Here is a 14,879-nt window from a genome sequence, read left to right on the forward strand (position 1 = left end):
AAGGGACTGACCAGAATCTACGCTAGCAACGAATTCAGCCTAACTTAACGCGACCCTCTAAACAGATAGTGCTTACCTTGACCTGTTGTACTCACCCTCTGTATCTCGCACGCCGATCCTATCAGTTCCTAAGGATTTCAACAGAATCAGTGAAATTGTAGCCAATTATTTGCTTCCCACTAGTGATTTCCACTCAAGCATGACCGGAATCGTGATCCTCCCAGCTGGTCGCGACGACGCGTTTGAGGACTACAAACAGTTCATCCGAGATGGGCACCCAATTACGGATATTGAGTCCTACCTCAATGACGACGACCTCGAACTGTTTCGGACGACATCTGACAACGATCTCGTCCACGTCTGGGGTACTTCAGTAGACGGGACGTGGCGGAACGTCGAGCGAAACGACATCGCGCTCGTCTACCACGATGGCGCGTTCGTCGCGAGGGGACAAGTCCTCCAACTCCGACATGACCCCGACCTTGCGGAGTATCTCTGGAGAGAGAACGTTGAACACGGTCGCTGGAACGACGAAAGCCCGTGGGAGTACATGACCTTCCTCACCGATGTTGAGGAAGTCGACGTCGACATTGAGGAATTCAACGAGCTCGTTGGCTATGACGAGACCTACCGCCCGCAGGGATTCACACGAGTCGCAGACAAGCGCCTCAACCAACTCTCTGGCGAGGAATCAGTCGAAACTGCCATTGCCGACCTCACCGATGCCGGCGAGCGTGTTCACCCGGTCGACGACGAAGACGACGGACCCACTCCCGACCTCGCCGATCAACTCCGGGCGGCCAGCACAGATGGGAACGCTCACGAGGAGTTCGAGAAACTCGTTGCGAAGGCCTTCTCCCGGCTGGGCTGTGCCGCTGACTGGATCGAAGGAGGGGGTGACACCGACGTGGAGATCCGATCCCCCGAACACGTCGTTGTCGAAGTGAAGGCCCGAGGGAACGGGCGAGTCAACTCGCTAGAGGTCACAAACGTGGACAAGCATCGACGCCAGCGTGGAGCCGATCACGCCATCGTAGTCGCCCCAAGCTTCGCTCCAAAGGTGATCGATAATGCCGAGACGACCGAATTGACAACCATCGCCGTCGACGACCTCGTCGAGCTCCTCGATCGTCGGGACGAGTATGCCGTCCCACCCGAGGAGATATTGGCCCTCTTGACACGTTCGGGAGCCTTCCAAGACGACAGACTCGACCTCCTCGATGAGTACATCCAAGACCGCATCGATGCTGGAGAGACCTTGCTTGCGGTCATTCGAGCTCTCGAGCGTGCCGACGGAGCCGTAGAGACAGCGGAGGACGTCCGGTGGATCGTCGTGGGCATGGAGGACTCGAACGATATCCCAACCACCGAAGAGGTTCGATCCGCCCTCCAACTTCTTGCGCATCCCAGCGTAGGTGCCGTCGAGCAGGATGAAGAAGGGTATCGGGTGACGACTGACTACGATAATGGGATCCAATTGGTTCGATCCCTCGCAGATGTTGTTCAACCACCGGGAGGAGAAGAATAGATCGGGGATTGCCGCCCATCCTGGTTGTTCGCACGGTCTTGGCAGCTCTTCGAAGAAGATACGGGGTTTGTTGCTGGGTGGGCAGGTAGAGAAGGCGTACGGTTCACCTTCTCAGCCCGAGGTTGGTGAGGCGTCTTAACCAACATATTTCGCGTTTTGCTATCTTTGTTGGTTAATCACAGTATTTGCTGTCTAACCGCAGAACGTCGGATATGGCCTTGATTTTACACTCGTCAGGGACACGTTTCTCTTGGGCGGCAATCTGGTCTCACACTACGAAGTCGATGCTTCCAATCGTCATGGTCGGTAAGAAGAGTGCGGATCGTAGTGGGTGTGCTGGGAGTGACCCGTACGCTACGGATCTTCCGACTGCTGAGACGTAGTTAATCGCCAATCTGTGCCGTGATAGAAGTGAGAGTAGATCAACGACTGGCAGGACAAGGGGTCGATCGTCTCCGCCCTCACACACTCCGGCGTTTCGAGTGTTTCAAGCTATACGCCGATATCGATCGACGCTGAGATCCAGCCGATCTCACACACCATCCGTTCAATAGAGTTAGTCGAGTTAGCGTTGAACCAGTCAAAAGAGATCTGTATCAAAACTTGTCGAGAGTCATGTCTCCATCAATCCCGTCAAACAACTCTTGTAGGCGACTATCTCCTTGGAGTACATCACGCACGATGTCTGCACGAATTGAGAACTCGTACTCATAGTAACTCCCACCTTTCGGGCCTTTGTTTTGCTCGCGAACGTCAAGAAATCCTTTCAGCGTCAACTGGGACAAGCGGTTATGAATAGTGCGGTCGGTACGGACATCCGCGTCGATACGCTTTGCAGCCAACACATACCGTTCGTAGATCCGATTTCGCTTAGCTGGGAGCGCACTCTCCTGCTCGAGCAACAATAGTCCGTACAGTGTTAATTTTGACTGTGTGGGGAGTCGTCCTAGTTCCTCTCTCACTTTATCCCGCTCAACTGCTTCATCCGCACGACGAACATGCTCTTCAGTGATACAGCCACTTTCCTCGTCACGCGCCATATCACCGGCCTTGTACAACAGCTTCAGCGCTTGCCGGGCGCTCCCAGAATCTTGCGCCGCGAACGCTGCACATAACGGGATCACATCATCTTCAAGAATATCTGATGATAACTCGAACGCTCCATTATCAAGTTGCGATGCAGTCGTATCGTGGAATGCTTCGGATGCTCGTTGCTTCAAGATGTTCCCGAGTTCATTCGCATCATACGGTGGGAAATGAATCTCCTCGTCGCACAGAGAGTCTTTCACCCGTGCAGAAAGGTTATCTCGGAAAGTGAAATCGTTCGAGATCCCGATAACCCCGACAGACGTATCTCTGACATTCCCATTATCGTTAGCGCGAGGAAGTTTGTATAGGATGTCGTCATCATTTCCGATAGCATCGATCTCGTCTAAAACTACTAGGCAATGCGTAGCGTCGAGTTTTTCGAGTTCCTCGAATAGCATCGTGTATATCATCCCAGATGGATATCCTGTCGGCTTGATCTGCTCCTCCGGCTCTCGAAACTCGTTTATCAGATTCGCAGCTACCTGGTAGCTCGAGTTCAGCGATTTACAATTCAATTCGGCAAAGTGTACATCAACGTCATCTAGATTCTGTTGATCCTCGTCTAGCCGCTCAATAATCATTCGAGATGAGAGCGTCTTTCCCACGCCTGTCTGCCCATATAGAAACAGGTTTTTCGGTGGTGCTCCGTTGATCACGGGTTTCAGAGCCGACTGGTACTGCTTGAGTTCGTTATCTCGCTCGATTAACTGATCAGGCCGATACCCGTCTCGAAGCACTGCTTCATCAGCAAAAATTGTAGAATCGGGTTTGAACCGTTCCAGCCCCATTATTACTCGACTTGTAACCACGGCGTTACTTAAAACCACACCTTCATGGGTCTCATCAGTTTCATCTGTGTACACCATGCCTTCATGAGACATAGATACACCACACAGATACGGTAGTATTCACGAACAAAACTAGACAGAGCTGACGAACCCCCTCCCCCCACTTTTCACGAGAGTTCCGCGGTAAAGACGGTGGGGGAGGGCCGAGATCACTTTACTAGCACGCAAACCTTTATACCACATCGCTCGGAACCATATCCGCACGGCTACTGTAGCGGTTAATTGTGCTGTAGAAGAGTGCTAAGAGAGTCACAGACATCGTTTCACTACCTCGTCTCTAGCAGCAACTCTCGTGAAAAATGGGGGGAGGGGGATTGTAGACAGTACGACCACGTTGGTATGTTCGTACAGAGAAACGAGAGCTGGGGCAACTCTCGTGAAAAGTGGGGTGGGTGGTAGCAGACAATCGTGTGCTTGGTGAACTGTAGGTCTCGATTTTAGTTGTGTGCTGGATATATTCGAGAACTCTCGTGAAAAGTGGGGGGTGGGGTAGTAATCAGGACAGACGGAACTCGCGAAACGACCTCTGTCACCCCACACCCAGACAATACTGGGGACCTTGGAAAGATCCTCTGAGGACAAGTTCGAACCATTAACCAACAAACTGGCGCTTCTGCTGCTATCTGTTGGTTAATCACGGTGAGCTCAATCACGTACGCCCGTATGCTTTTGTCTCGCAGTACTGAATCGCCAGTATGTCGTTTCGAGTGACGTGGGACAATCTCCTCGACAACGTGGAGGAGCTTCCAGCAGACGCTACACTCTTCACTCCGCTCTCTCAGAAGCCGTTTCACATTACCGGTGTCCAGCAACACCGAGTGCTGATCGAGTATCAGGGCGACAGTGAGACCGTCCCGCTCCAGCGGGAGCAGTTCGAGACGCTGTTCAAGCGCGTTGACGATGCGACTGGGCCGTTCGATCTCGATCGCCTCCCACCCGGGGCTGAACCGTATGCCACCGTCATGAGTCTCCATCCGCGATTCACTATCGACGACCGGGACGGCACCCTCTCTGAAAGCGAGACGCCAACAGCGTCGCCACTTGTCGATGCGCACACGGTTGAACAGGACGATGGTCCACGAGAAGAGCCCGACATTTCGGTGTACGCAGATGCGCTTCTGTTGATCGACGCGCTCGAGCAGCACGATGTGACGTCACTCACGGAGTTGGACGTGCCGACGCTGGTGAACCTCTATACATTGCTGTCGGATGTCCAGCGCAATGCCAACGATCTTCGACAGGAGGTTCGTGGCGTCTTGCTTGACCGTCTCCATCACGATCAACCCGTGAGTGGGCAATACGGGTCCGTTCAACGAGCTGTCCGTCGGAATCGAACACTCAAAGATGACGAAGCAGTCCTTGAGCTACTGGAGGCGGAAGGGATCGACCCCGAGCGCGTGCTGAGTGTCGACACGAGCAAACTTGACGATGCGCTGGAAGTGACGTCACTCTCTGAGTCCGACGTGTACGAGATCGACGAAAGCGAGTATGTACGGAAGGCAGACGTCGACGACGAGATGAAAGAAAGCCGTCTCCAAGGGCTCAAAGACCAGTTAGCTGGAGCCGACGAAGACACAACCGAGCTCCAAGCTGAAATCGAAGAACTGGAAGAACGTATTACCGAACTCACCAGTTTTGACTCCGGGACATCCTTCCATACTCGTTCAACTGGTGGGTAGCCGGTACCCACATCCGTACCCGTTGGGAGACGACAGACCGGCCACGGGAATTGACTTGATGCTGTATCCGGACCTTCCTCGAGGCAGGTCTTTATTGGTGTGATGGACAAAGCCACCGTATGAGCGACTCGGCGTCTCCAAGCGCCTCTATCTCGCTATCTGGGCCGACCGACATTCCAGCAGTTCTGAATCGGGCTGGCATTGACCACGTCGGTGTTCATGATCAGCGAATACTGGCTATCTATCGCACCGGCATCTTCAATGTGCTAACTGAGCCGGAGTCGGTGTCGAATGCGCGCACACTCGAGATCGAATGTTGGGAAGCACCCCTCCCGTCTCGTGGTGATGAGCGATCACCCCAGGAGCTTCTTGACGACTTTGCCGCCGTGTTTGAGCGTCGCGATAAGTCCTGAATCGTCTATCGAGTCTCTCGCTCGCAATGACGGTGATCAGTTGAGAGTGACAAGAACACTAGAGTCAAGTTCTCTAGCACGAGTCCAGACATACGCAATCTATAGAATGGGCGTATAGTTTTGGAGATCTATCGGTCAGAACCGTGTCCAAGATAAGCCACACCGAAGAACGTGGGTGCCTTCATCGGATCATCACTGTCTGACTGTGGATTTGTTACCGTCGTCGTCTCGCATTAGTTATGGTGAAGGTTTATCACCGCGGCCGGTAGTAGTAGTAAGTGAGCGCTGCGCGCCAGCGTGTTGAGCCCGTTCGACCATGTCCCTCGACGGACGTGGGGGCGGGAAATGGCGCTATTCCAACTTCAGCAGTTACAACTCTCGGAGTTTCTCAGCGAGGTCATCGTAGCCGTTCCGCTGGAGAGCGTTGACCACCCGCGTAACGGAGTCTGACATCGGCTCGTCCACACCCTCATGCGGCATGACGGCACCCTCGTACCAGCAATTGACTCGCTCTCGGACAGTGTTGCCTCGAAGCGCCGGGAGCGTCGGAGGGGTGTACTCAGGCGAGTTCCGATAGGTCGCGCTGATAGCCTGCCCCCAGTCCTGGCCACGATGGTGCTTCGCCCGTGGGGCCGGGATGACGAGCTCCCCTGCCCGCGGCATCGTGTCTGTGCTGTTAATCCGGTGGGCGAGGTGGTTTGAGGCCAAGTCGGCGAGAAGTGCCGCCGGATAGTAGAACTCCGACTTCTGGCAGTGAGCCACCAGCGGGCGATCGTCTCGCAGCCCTCCGAGTGCGGCGACGAACGGTTTGGCCTGCTGCTCGTTCCCATCGACGATTACCGCGGGGGGCTCGGCGACCGTGTTCAAGATGTCGTGGACGTGGATCGCGGAGTGGACCGCTTCGACCTGCTGGGTGTCCTCGTTCCCATCCAGGTTCTGGCGGTGGGAGAACACACGGATGTGCTCCGGAAATTCCTGCAGGACGGCTTCGGTGAAGTCTCGGCGGACGGCGTGTTCGTAGTCGTTCGCCTTGTTGTAGAACGGTTTGAATCCGATGCCACTCCCGTGATCGTAGATCGCCTCCAGAATCGCCGGTTCGAGCTCCCGAGAGGCATACACGGCTGCCGTCACCGTCGTATCACCGACAGTGCTCGCGTCCATCGTCACAGACGTCGAGTAGGTGTTTGAATCGGTACGGAAGGGAAGGAGCGCCATTAGTGATTCAGTTGGTGCTGTATTCAGCCAGGTGGGCCTTCACATAAGTGCGTGTAGATTCCGCCATCATGCCTCCTCGAAATCGAGTTTCTCCTTCGCCGACCGGACCCGGTCGCTGACCGTCTGCGGGCTGGCCTTCCGATCATCAGCCCACGAAGACTGCCGAGTCGAGTAGAGCGTCTGCGTCATCCAGTAGTCCAAGGTCTCAGCGGGTGACTGGAGTTCGTTCGCCAGCACGGCGAGCTCGACCGCCGCAATCTGCCGGCCGATGTCGAGCGCGGTCAGCTCCTTTTGGTAGTCGTTGATCGCCCGCCAGCCGTCTTCGATCTTGAACTCCAAGTTGATGACGCACTTCCCATCCGCCCCGTAGACGAATCCCACATTCGCAAACCGTTCTCCGCCGATCTGGCGACGGGTGTGGATAGCGAAGTGAGGAACCGAGTCGTCTCGTACCTCCTCCACAATGGGGTCGTCGTCGAACTTAGCCGCCAGGTCGCGGGCCTGGGTCCACGCACTCCAGAACTGCTCGTCCTCCTGGAAGATGGGGACGCCGTCGTCGCCCTCGGGCGCATACCGGCTGACCGGCGGAGTGTCGCACTCCAAGAGATCAAGCCCGATCTCCCCGGCCTCACGGACCAGCTGAATTTTCTGATCTACTTCAGTCATACACGTAACTGAATTTTCTGATCTACTTCAGTCATACACGTAATATATAGCGGTAGGGGGATAAAAATTGGGTGTAAATACGTCTTTTACGTATCGACACCAGACAATTTGTGCGGGGATCTATCGGGCCCAACGACGTACCCTCCGATGATGGCGGAAATGATGGCCCCGACTATCCAACTACTTGGCGTGACCGGGGCTTTCCGTAATTCTACATTGCGATGAATTAACCAACAGACTGGCGCTTCTGCTGGTATCTGTTGGTTAATAACGGTGAGCTCCATCACGTAGATAGTGCTCAGATAAGGTCGATAAGTACTCCAGTTTCAAAATCATCGAGCGCTGTAACCTCGTGGCGCTTCAGCCCGTCGACAAGCAAGAACGCATCCGCGTAGACGTCGAGATCGGGTTTTCCGGGACATCATTTAACCGCTCAAGGAGATTGTACCAGCTGACCCGAAGCGACATGTTCGTATTGAGACCGTTGGACGCTAAATGCTTGAGGTTGCTTGTAGAACTCACAGCTGTATCCGAGTGCGTGGATGCTGATTGGATGAATTCGTAGGAGGGCTCCCACGTGGAACCCACCCTAATTGCCAGTTACCCGCTTTAGAGGTGTGTAAACCGCCTGAATACGGACACCGGGGCAAAATAACAGCAATTGTATGTATGTCTGACGCTCGGCGTGAGTATTAAGACGGAGGCAAGCGCAACATCGCAGTATGCACGGCTAGGCGATGTTTAGAAAGGGGGGAAGTTCCCCTGTTGGCAGCAGGGGCCGCTTGGGAAGGGACAGGATGGCACCTGTCCGAGGAATCGTCCTATTCCTCATTACTTCCGAAGTGGTCTTAATGGTTGCGGTGGTGAGAGTCATCTCCGGCTTTCGCCGTTAGCACTACCTGCTGCCTCTGAAACGGCCGATTATCCGATTTCGGCCGTAGCGTCGAGCACGTGCGCGGAGAGCGCACTATGCAGGACCACCCGGCTCATGGAGGTGTGCCAGCGGCGTGAGTCGCTTCGCTGTCGTTGGTTGTTCCAACTGTAGCCAACACTGGGTCATCGAGGATGCGGTCAGTAGTGGCGCTGCTAACGCTCGTGAGTGCCCCCGGTGTGGGAGTCAGCATTCAGATGGCCAGTTGCGACGTCGAACAAGAGCGGACACATGGGAGAATGCTGTTGAGCAACGGGCGGCGCTTCTCGCGAACACTCGTAACGCTGGCGCTGAGTTCGACGAGGTTGGCCACTACACTGATCTTGAAGACGAGTGGGACCGCGACCTCGTCGGCCAACCACTCGGCGTACAGGTGCTTACAGGTGCCTTCACAGACGATCAGCACCTCGACACGGGAGAGCAAGAGACACCCAACAAAACCGATCAGAGCTCTCGTCAGCTTGGCGATCTCCGCTGTGATGAGGACGCGGGTCTCTGGGTGGTTCAGCAGTACCCGGCCGTGTCGTCTGGGACAGTACGCCTCGACAAAGAGAGCCGACCGGGTGAACTTTGGCAGCGTCTTGTTTCCGTCCTCGAAGCCGATATTGCGCTCGCCGTGCGCGAACTTGTCGGTGGTGTCGCTGATGGGGCCGCCTGGCAGACGCTTGAATCGATTATCGACGATCAGCTCGGGACAGTTGACCGAGAGGCGCTTCCAGACGCAGAGAGCCTCAACGGGTCGATCGTTGCGTCGACGCTGTTGAGCTTGTGTAAAGACGTCGAGTCCGAGCAGCATCAGCAGGCGCTCGAACTGCTCGAGAGCTTTGGGAGCGCAGAGTTCGGCCCGCTTGGCATCGGGTTCCCTGGTGAGATCGAAGATGTTCGCCGAGTTGTGAAGCCGTTGCTCGCAGCCGCAGCCCATACGCCGACGCTCACCGTGCGGATCGATGAGTCATTCCGGGAGATCGGCCACGCCGACCAACGCCGGCAGATGGTCCAGCTGCTCAGTTGGCTTGGCCACGGTGTGGACGTCAGGATCGTGTTTGAGTCGTCTATCTGGATGCGGCGCTTCGCTTGGAGTTACGATCCGGAGATCGATGTCGACGAACTGGATGGGAACGTCCCGGACGTGGCAGCGTTCGATGTGAGTTCTCAATGCGATACAGGCCAGCGCGCTCACGGAACTGTCGACGACCACGTTGCGGCCGCGTGTGGGGCGCTTGAGACGGACGGTGAGGTTGTCGCAACCCTTGAGCGTATCGGCGCGGAAGCCGGCCAGACAGCCGGCTACGAGGCGCTCTATGAGGCTGCGCCGTACGATGACCCCGACCAGTCTCGGAACAACGTCGCGTACCACCTGCGCCAGCTTCGCGAACACGAACTCGTGACGGATCGTATCGCGACCAGCGACGGGAGCAAAGTCGCAATTCGCCCGGCTGGAGTGCGTTTCCTCGAAGAAATCGGCCGATCTGGAACGCGACAAAAACCCCTTCAGAATTTTGTGAGTCGGACCGGAAAATCTGCCGACAATATGGAGTCTAGACCCGCGCACACACGTGAGGGGGGGACCGGCTGGAGCCGCGACCGCCTCCCAGCGCTCCATACCATTCAACCGCTACCTCGCTCTACGTATCAGGCCGCCGTCGCGGCGACCCCCGAGAATGGCGTCGCAACTGTCGATGCGGCGGTTTCCGAGTGGGAGGATCGGGCAGCTCCTCGGCGCTACATGGACTGGGACAATGATCGGCTCGCTGTGGCCGCCGAAGTCGACAATCCGATGCAGTGGGCAGTCTGTACTGCTCGGTCGTTGGGTGACGAGTTTGTCTGGGACAATCTGCTAACTGATGAGCGACTCGACGAGAATGGTGAGTTCCGCCGACTGCTCCAAGAGGCACCCAATATCCTACAGAACAGTGCGTGTCTCGGGTGGATTGCTGAAGAAGACGAACTCGTCGACGATGTCGATGGGTTTGGTGACCGCATACAAGCTGTTCTCGAGGAGATTTGCGAGATGACGCGGGACATGACTCACGGCGAGTACCGCGAGTACAACTCTCGAACGGCGTTTCGGACGAAGATTCTCACTGAGTCACTCGGCGTGATCGGCGTAATGACCCGGTTACTGGACTTCGCCGGCGTGGACATCCTCCGAATCGGTCGGATGCCCCGGTTCAAGAGCGATTTTGCCGATGAGAAGCTCTCAGCTATCGCGAAGTTCGTTGGAATCAACTCGGCGATTGCATCGAAATACGGGATGGCGTCGGTGTTTCGGCAACTGTTTGAGAATCGTGACGAGGTCCTCCGGTGGTCACTAGATGTCGATGTCAACGCCGCAGAGCCGTTCGGTGAGCTCATCGGCTCGTGGTGTCTGTTTGGTGATTACGGCGACCGCCAGGACGTGTTCGCTGAGAAGCTTCGATCCAACGTCTCGCCGAGGGACATCCGGGATGACGCCCCCGAGATCGGTGTCCGCGTCCCCGTCCAGACGTCGACGAGTCGGGCCCAGTACCGGGATCTGCTTGAGGAAGCTCTCGAGGCGAAGAATCTGCTCACAACTCCAGAGGCGGTATCGGTGCTTCACGGACTGTGTCGGTCACCACTCGCAATCGCGAACGGCGTCGCCCGAGCGCTAGAGCCGGAAGCCGAGACGCGACATATCCGGTCTGTAGAGCTCCGGCGTATCATCGCAGCACTGTCCCCAGAGCAGGTACTCCGAGATGCTTCGTCAACGCCGCGAAAGGCCCTTGTGGCACTCGCGGGCGCTGAAGAATTCCTGACGCAGTCTGTACTCGCCGAGAGAGCCGGTGTGTCGGCCCGCTCGCTTCGTGACCACCTCCCTGACCTCGTTGATGCTGGAATCGTCGCGGAGGTCGACGCTGGCTACCGACTCCAGCTGTCGTTTGCGGAGACGGATCGAGATGACGGAGAACTGCCTGAGCGGTACCAGGATATCTACCCGCGATGGGTGAGCGATCCGACCGTCAGCAACGACGTCCACGCTGCGGCCGGAGCGTTACGGACAGCCCGGGAGCATCACGGGCCAGACGGACCAATCTCACCAGAGGAAGCCGGGTTCGCTGGCGATGTCTTGCTGGAACTCACAGAGCCGTGGCCGTTACTCGATGAGGTGCTGCCAGCGCTGTGGGCAGTGACTACGAGAGCGTGTTATCGAGAGGACGCTGCTGTCGCTGGTGGTGTCCTTGTTGAATGTGAGACTGAGGTAATGGGGAGACGCCCACGCCAGTTGAGCCTCCAAGAAGCAACTACTGGGGAACTTGTTGGATGAGTTCTAGAGGAATGAAGATGTCTGTCACCGGTGATTCGTAGGGACTTGGTACACTGGTATCGCCATCATATTTTTTGACGATACCATTGGGCCACTCATGCTGTTCCTAGGATGCCGTAGAAGAGTTGCCACGACATTTATTTCGTGAATTTACAGCCGGATCAGCCGATAGAACGCGCTTGCGAACTGATCGCTGTGGTTGCCACCAGTTTCAGATAGCGTCTTGTATTGTTAACGCGGCGCGCCAGAAGATTTTCACCGACTGAGAGGAGGACATACGGCTGTGAATATTCCGTCCTTCATTGAGGAATCGAATCGCCCGACCGCCCGCAGTCTGATTCGGGTCGTCGTGGCGCTAGCCCTCATCGGTCTCATCTTCTCTTACCCAGGAGCTATCTCATCGCCGTACAGCGATACGGGACTTGACGGATACTACGACAATCAGATAGTCGAACGAGCTGACGATATTGAATCGATTGAACACTCTGCGGTTACGGACGAGACGAGTGTCTACCAATATAATGAACTGTCTCCCGTTGCCAAAGAGGTGTTCGACAGGACACGGTCTGCTGCGGACGACTCATTTACGATAGTTCTTTGCCATGAGTGGACACTTACCTGCGATGAGTACTACGAGTCCGATGTCCCCGGTGAATTTCAGTACGGTGCCGTGGGGCACAACGTCGATGAAAGCGAATTATATACTGTGATCGAAGACGAGGGAGAAGCATATGTTTTTCAAACGGGGGCTCTGGGGCACGGAGACGGGTGGGATCTGTCAGACCTCCCCTTGGTGATCAGTAGTTCTTTGATGGTGTTATTGGTCTCAGGTGTCCTCGTACACAATACGATTAGACCCCCAGAACAGAGCGGTAACGGCTTCGCTGCTTGGGATATCGGCGCTGCCTTTCTGATCGGGACCTTCGCTCTCGCCGTTCCCTATCTCCATATGTGGGACATCTTCTCCGTGCACTGGTCCCGTCAGTTGATAACGGGGACCGTCGCTCTCGGTGTTCCGGTTTACTATCTCCAACTCAGGTAGTCGATGTCTCGCTGATCTCTCCGTCACGGGGCACCTTCCACCTGTACTGACCGATCTGGCCTGCTAACTTTTCGAGGAGTTTCTATTCGGGATCTGCGTGTTCTCTTCAGCATACGCTAAATTACCACCTCAGAGCAGCGCAAAACGCGAGATTTAGATACGTTGACTAGCTACAAGTCGTGATACCTGATGATCGAGATTTCTGATTCGCTTCGTTCTGTGTTTAGTGCTCAAATCGAAGAACGTGACGGGTCATATATCGTGGATGTCCCCGCGAATGAAATCGAACACGACGCGCTTGCTGCCGACGAAACGTATCGCGTCGCGATCTTGAAATCAGAATCCTCGACAAGCAAGAAGACTCAGGAAGAGCAACCCCAATCGGCTGCGCAAGAACCAACTCCGATGTCGGACGGTCCTCCCGTAGACGAAGGTGAAGTCCGCGACGTGACGATCGAGACGACTGGTGATCAAGGTGACGGCATTGCGAAGGTTGAACGCGGCTACGTCGTGATCGTCCCCGGCGGACAACCAGGTGATGAGCCGTCGGTCGAAATCGAGCAAGTCAAAGAGAACGTCGCGTTTGCCAGCATCGTCGAACCCGACTCACGGGCTCTGTAACGTCGTTTTACTGGCAACTGTCTATTTGACTGGAATCGTTGGAACCCCGACTATCCTGATCCACCCTACTCGCTTCCCGGCTTCCCGATGTACTCCGATTTCATCGTCCCATTTTCACGATAGTAGCGATAGAGATACGGACCGTGCATATCCGCAGGATCCCCACTTGCGCATTTACAGCTGTCGTCGCCACAGGTGACTTTCTCTTTGACGACGGTCCCGCTTCCTGCGCCATCGGGATCGTCGACGGGCTCGGCAGCCTCGGGAAGCTCGTCAGTGTCGACCGACTGGTCGCGATATTCGATGAGCGTCTCAATATAGTTCTGTACCTCCTGGAGTGTCTCCGTATCCTGTTTGGGGAGCCCCTCCGCGAGATACTTCGGGAGCGAGGTAGGTGGTGACGGCTGCTCCATACCTTATGTAACAACCGGTGCCATGTTAGCGTTCGGATGCTACATAAGGAATTGAACCTTCTCTACCAACCGTGACCACCTCAGCAATTACTCAAGATCGTAGGCAGCAATTTCGTGAGAGCCACACCGTGGACATTCATCGACGTCCTGCTCCACACTGTACCCACAGTGACGGCACTCGTGGTGCGTTGTCGATGACGGCTCGAGCCTGACGATCTGCTGGATGAACTGTTTACTAATCATCGGTGGGGTCGACGATCTCGCCACAGCCGGGACATTCAGCCCACAGGCCTGGGGTACCGGTGGCTGTTTCATACCGGATGATCGCATGTCGTCCAGTGACTGTCTCGCCGCAGAACGAGCAGGCGCCACGGACTATCTCTGAACTATTAGGAGCCATCCTCACGAGTTCACGGGGCTTTTTTAGGGGAGAGGGAGCGTGTGACATCGTTTTAGAGCGGACCCAGTTGTTGAGACTGGCCTCACTCTGCTCCCTCACATCAACTTATGTGCTCTGTGACTTATATCCCGGGCGAGCGGAGTGGAAGTACTGTTCGAGGACAGCAGCGTGACTGTGGATCGTGCGTACTGTTCGCGCAGTTACAGTGACAATCCAAGATCGCCGAGAGTGGTGAGCCGTATCTTGTAGGCGAGATCGATACTTCGAACTACTACTCTGGGTAGTGGTCTTCGACTTCTGTGACAAGGGCTTCTGCTCGTGCTTCTACGGTCGGAGAACTCTTCTTATTGGATATCTTTGTCTGCTCAGAGGATGTCATAGAACAGTTCTCATACCAGAGAGCAGGGTGAACGCTGAGGTGGTATGAGCCCAGCGACCCTGCAAGAGAATCCTACGGTAGAGACGTTCTTCAATGTCGTGGAAACTGAGACACTAGCGCTGTTTGAGCATCTCTCCTTCGAGTTTCTCGAAGAGTTCGACGTGTTCGCCCCGGCGCAGACGGGGCGAACACGAGTTCACAAACCACCCGAAATGATGCGTGGGTTTCTGCACTGCTACTACAAGAGCCTGTCATAGAAGAGTTCACATGGATCGCTGAATCAGCTTAGACAAGTTCAAATCGTCGTACACTTGGTGCACGCTGTTTTCAGCTTGTGTTAGCTATGGCGAAAGAGAAGTTCGGCGTCGC

Annotated in this window: 12 protein-coding genes and 3 pseudogenes; 8 read left to right on the forward strand and 7 right to left on the reverse strand. The window is 55.6% G+C overall.

What is annotated here, in order from left to right; genetic code table 11:
- The first annotated feature begins 199 nt into the window (after positions 1–199).
- Positions 200–1,528, forward strand: coding sequence for a restriction endonuclease (locus tag NO878_RS16970; RefSeq protein ID WP_256407153.1), 1,329 nt, complete (start codon positions 200–202; stop codon positions 1,526–1,528).
- A 596-nt stretch (positions 1,529–2,124) separates the two neighbouring features.
- On the opposite strand, the gene NO878_RS16975 is transcribed toward NO878_RS16970, so the two are convergent.
- Positions 2,125–3,405 carry a Cdc6/Cdc18 family protein gene (locus tag NO878_RS16975; RefSeq protein ID WP_424020099.1) on the reverse strand — a complete coding sequence of 427 codons (1,281 nt, stop codon included), beginning with the start codon at positions 3,403–3,405 and terminating at the stop codon, positions 2,125–2,127.
- Positions 3,406–4,160: 755 nt separating this feature from the next.
- Here NO878_RS16975 and NO878_RS16980 point away from each other — a divergent pair.
- Positions 4,161–5,144 carry a DUF7983 family protein gene (locus NO878_RS16980; protein ID WP_256407155.1) on the forward strand — a complete coding sequence of 328 codons (984 nt, stop codon included), beginning with the start codon at positions 4,161–4,163 and terminating at the stop codon, positions 5,142–5,144.
- Positions 5,145–5,263: 119 nt separating this feature from the next.
- A complete protein-coding gene (locus tag NO878_RS16985) occupies positions 5,264–5,557 on the forward strand; it encodes a hypothetical protein (protein ID WP_256407156.1) in 294 nt (97 codons plus the stop codon).
- 369 nt (positions 5,558–5,926) lie between these two features.
- On the opposite strand, the gene NO878_RS16990 is transcribed toward NO878_RS16985, so the two are convergent.
- The 3 genes and pseudogenes from NO878_RS16990 to NO878_RS17420 all read right to left on the reverse strand — a co-directional run.
- On the reverse strand, positions 5,927–6,772 hold the full coding sequence (locus tag NO878_RS16990; RefSeq protein ID WP_256407157.1) for a hypothetical protein: 846 nt from the start codon (positions 6,770–6,772) through the stop codon (positions 5,927–5,929).
- A gap of 66 nt (positions 6,773–6,838) precedes the next feature.
- On the reverse strand, positions 6,839–7,438 hold the full coding sequence (locus NO878_RS16995; RefSeq protein WP_256407158.1) for a hypothetical protein: 600 nt from the start codon (positions 7,436–7,438) through the stop codon (positions 6,839–6,841).
- 298 nt (positions 7,439–7,736) lie between these two features.
- Positions 7,737–7,838 (reverse strand): annotated as a pseudogene (locus NO878_RS17420) (DUF7983 family protein); the annotation flags it as partial.
- 607 nt (positions 7,839–8,445) lie between these two features.
- On the opposite strand from NO878_RS17420, the pseudogene NO878_RS17370 reads away from it, so the two are divergent.
- Positions 8,446–8,580, forward strand: a pseudogene (locus NO878_RS17370) (DUF5817 domain-containing protein); the annotation flags it as partial.
- Here the strand turns inward: NO878_RS17370 and NO878_RS17000 are convergent.
- Positions 8,563–9,291, reverse strand: coding sequence for a hypothetical protein (locus tag NO878_RS17000; protein WP_256407159.1), 729 nt, complete (start codon positions 9,289–9,291; stop codon positions 8,563–8,565). The pseudogene NO878_RS17370 and the gene NO878_RS17000 sit on opposite strands and share 18 nt — an antisense overlap.
- On the opposite strand from NO878_RS17000, the gene NO878_RS17005 reads away from it, so the two are divergent.
- The 3 genes from NO878_RS17005 to NO878_RS17015 all read left to right on the forward strand — a co-directional run bounded on the left by NO878_RS17005 (position 9,262) and on the right by NO878_RS17015 (position 13,318).
- On the forward strand, positions 9,262–11,655 hold the full coding sequence (locus NO878_RS17005; protein WP_256407160.1) for an ArsR family transcriptional regulator: 2,394 nt from the start codon (positions 9,262–9,264) through the stop codon (positions 11,653–11,655). The two genes, NO878_RS17000 and NO878_RS17005, sit on opposite strands and share 30 nt — an antisense overlap.
- A 283-nt stretch (positions 11,656–11,938) precedes the next feature.
- A complete protein-coding gene (locus tag NO878_RS17010; protein WP_256407161.1) occupies positions 11,939–12,697 on the forward strand; it encodes a hypothetical protein in 759 nt (252 codons plus the stop codon).
- 189 nt (positions 12,698–12,886) lie between these two features.
- Positions 12,887–13,318, forward strand: a complete 432-nt coding sequence (locus tag NO878_RS17015; protein ID WP_256407162.1) for a TRAM domain-containing protein — start codon at positions 12,887–12,889, stop codon at positions 13,316–13,318.
- A 65-nt stretch (positions 13,319–13,383) separates the two neighbouring features.
- On the opposite strand, the gene NO878_RS17020 is transcribed toward NO878_RS17015, so the two are convergent.
- Together NO878_RS17020 and NO878_RS17425 are read right to left on the reverse strand one after the other, a co-directional pair.
- Entirely contained in the window at positions 13,384–13,731 is a 348-nt protein-coding gene (locus NO878_RS17020) for a DUF6788 family protein (RefSeq protein WP_256407163.1), read from the reverse strand.
- Positions 13,732–13,966: 235 nt separating this feature from the next.
- Positions 13,967–14,179 carry a DUF7837 family putative zinc-binding protein gene (locus NO878_RS17425; RefSeq protein WP_484494524.1) on the reverse strand — a complete coding sequence of 71 codons (213 nt, stop codon included), beginning with the start codon at positions 14,177–14,179 and terminating at the stop codon, positions 13,967–13,969.
- 375 nt (positions 14,180–14,554) lie between these two features.
- Between NO878_RS17425 and NO878_RS17025 the strand changes: the two are divergent.
- Positions 14,555–14,761: pseudogene (locus NO878_RS17025) on the forward strand (IS5/IS1182 family transposase); the annotation flags it as partial.
- Positions 14,762–14,879: the final 118 nt, after the last annotated feature.

This window comes from Haloplanus ruber (assembly GCF_024494725.1).
Taxonomy (GTDB): domain Archaea; phylum Halobacteriota; class Halobacteria; order Halobacteriales; family Haloferacaceae; genus Haloplanus; species Haloplanus ruber.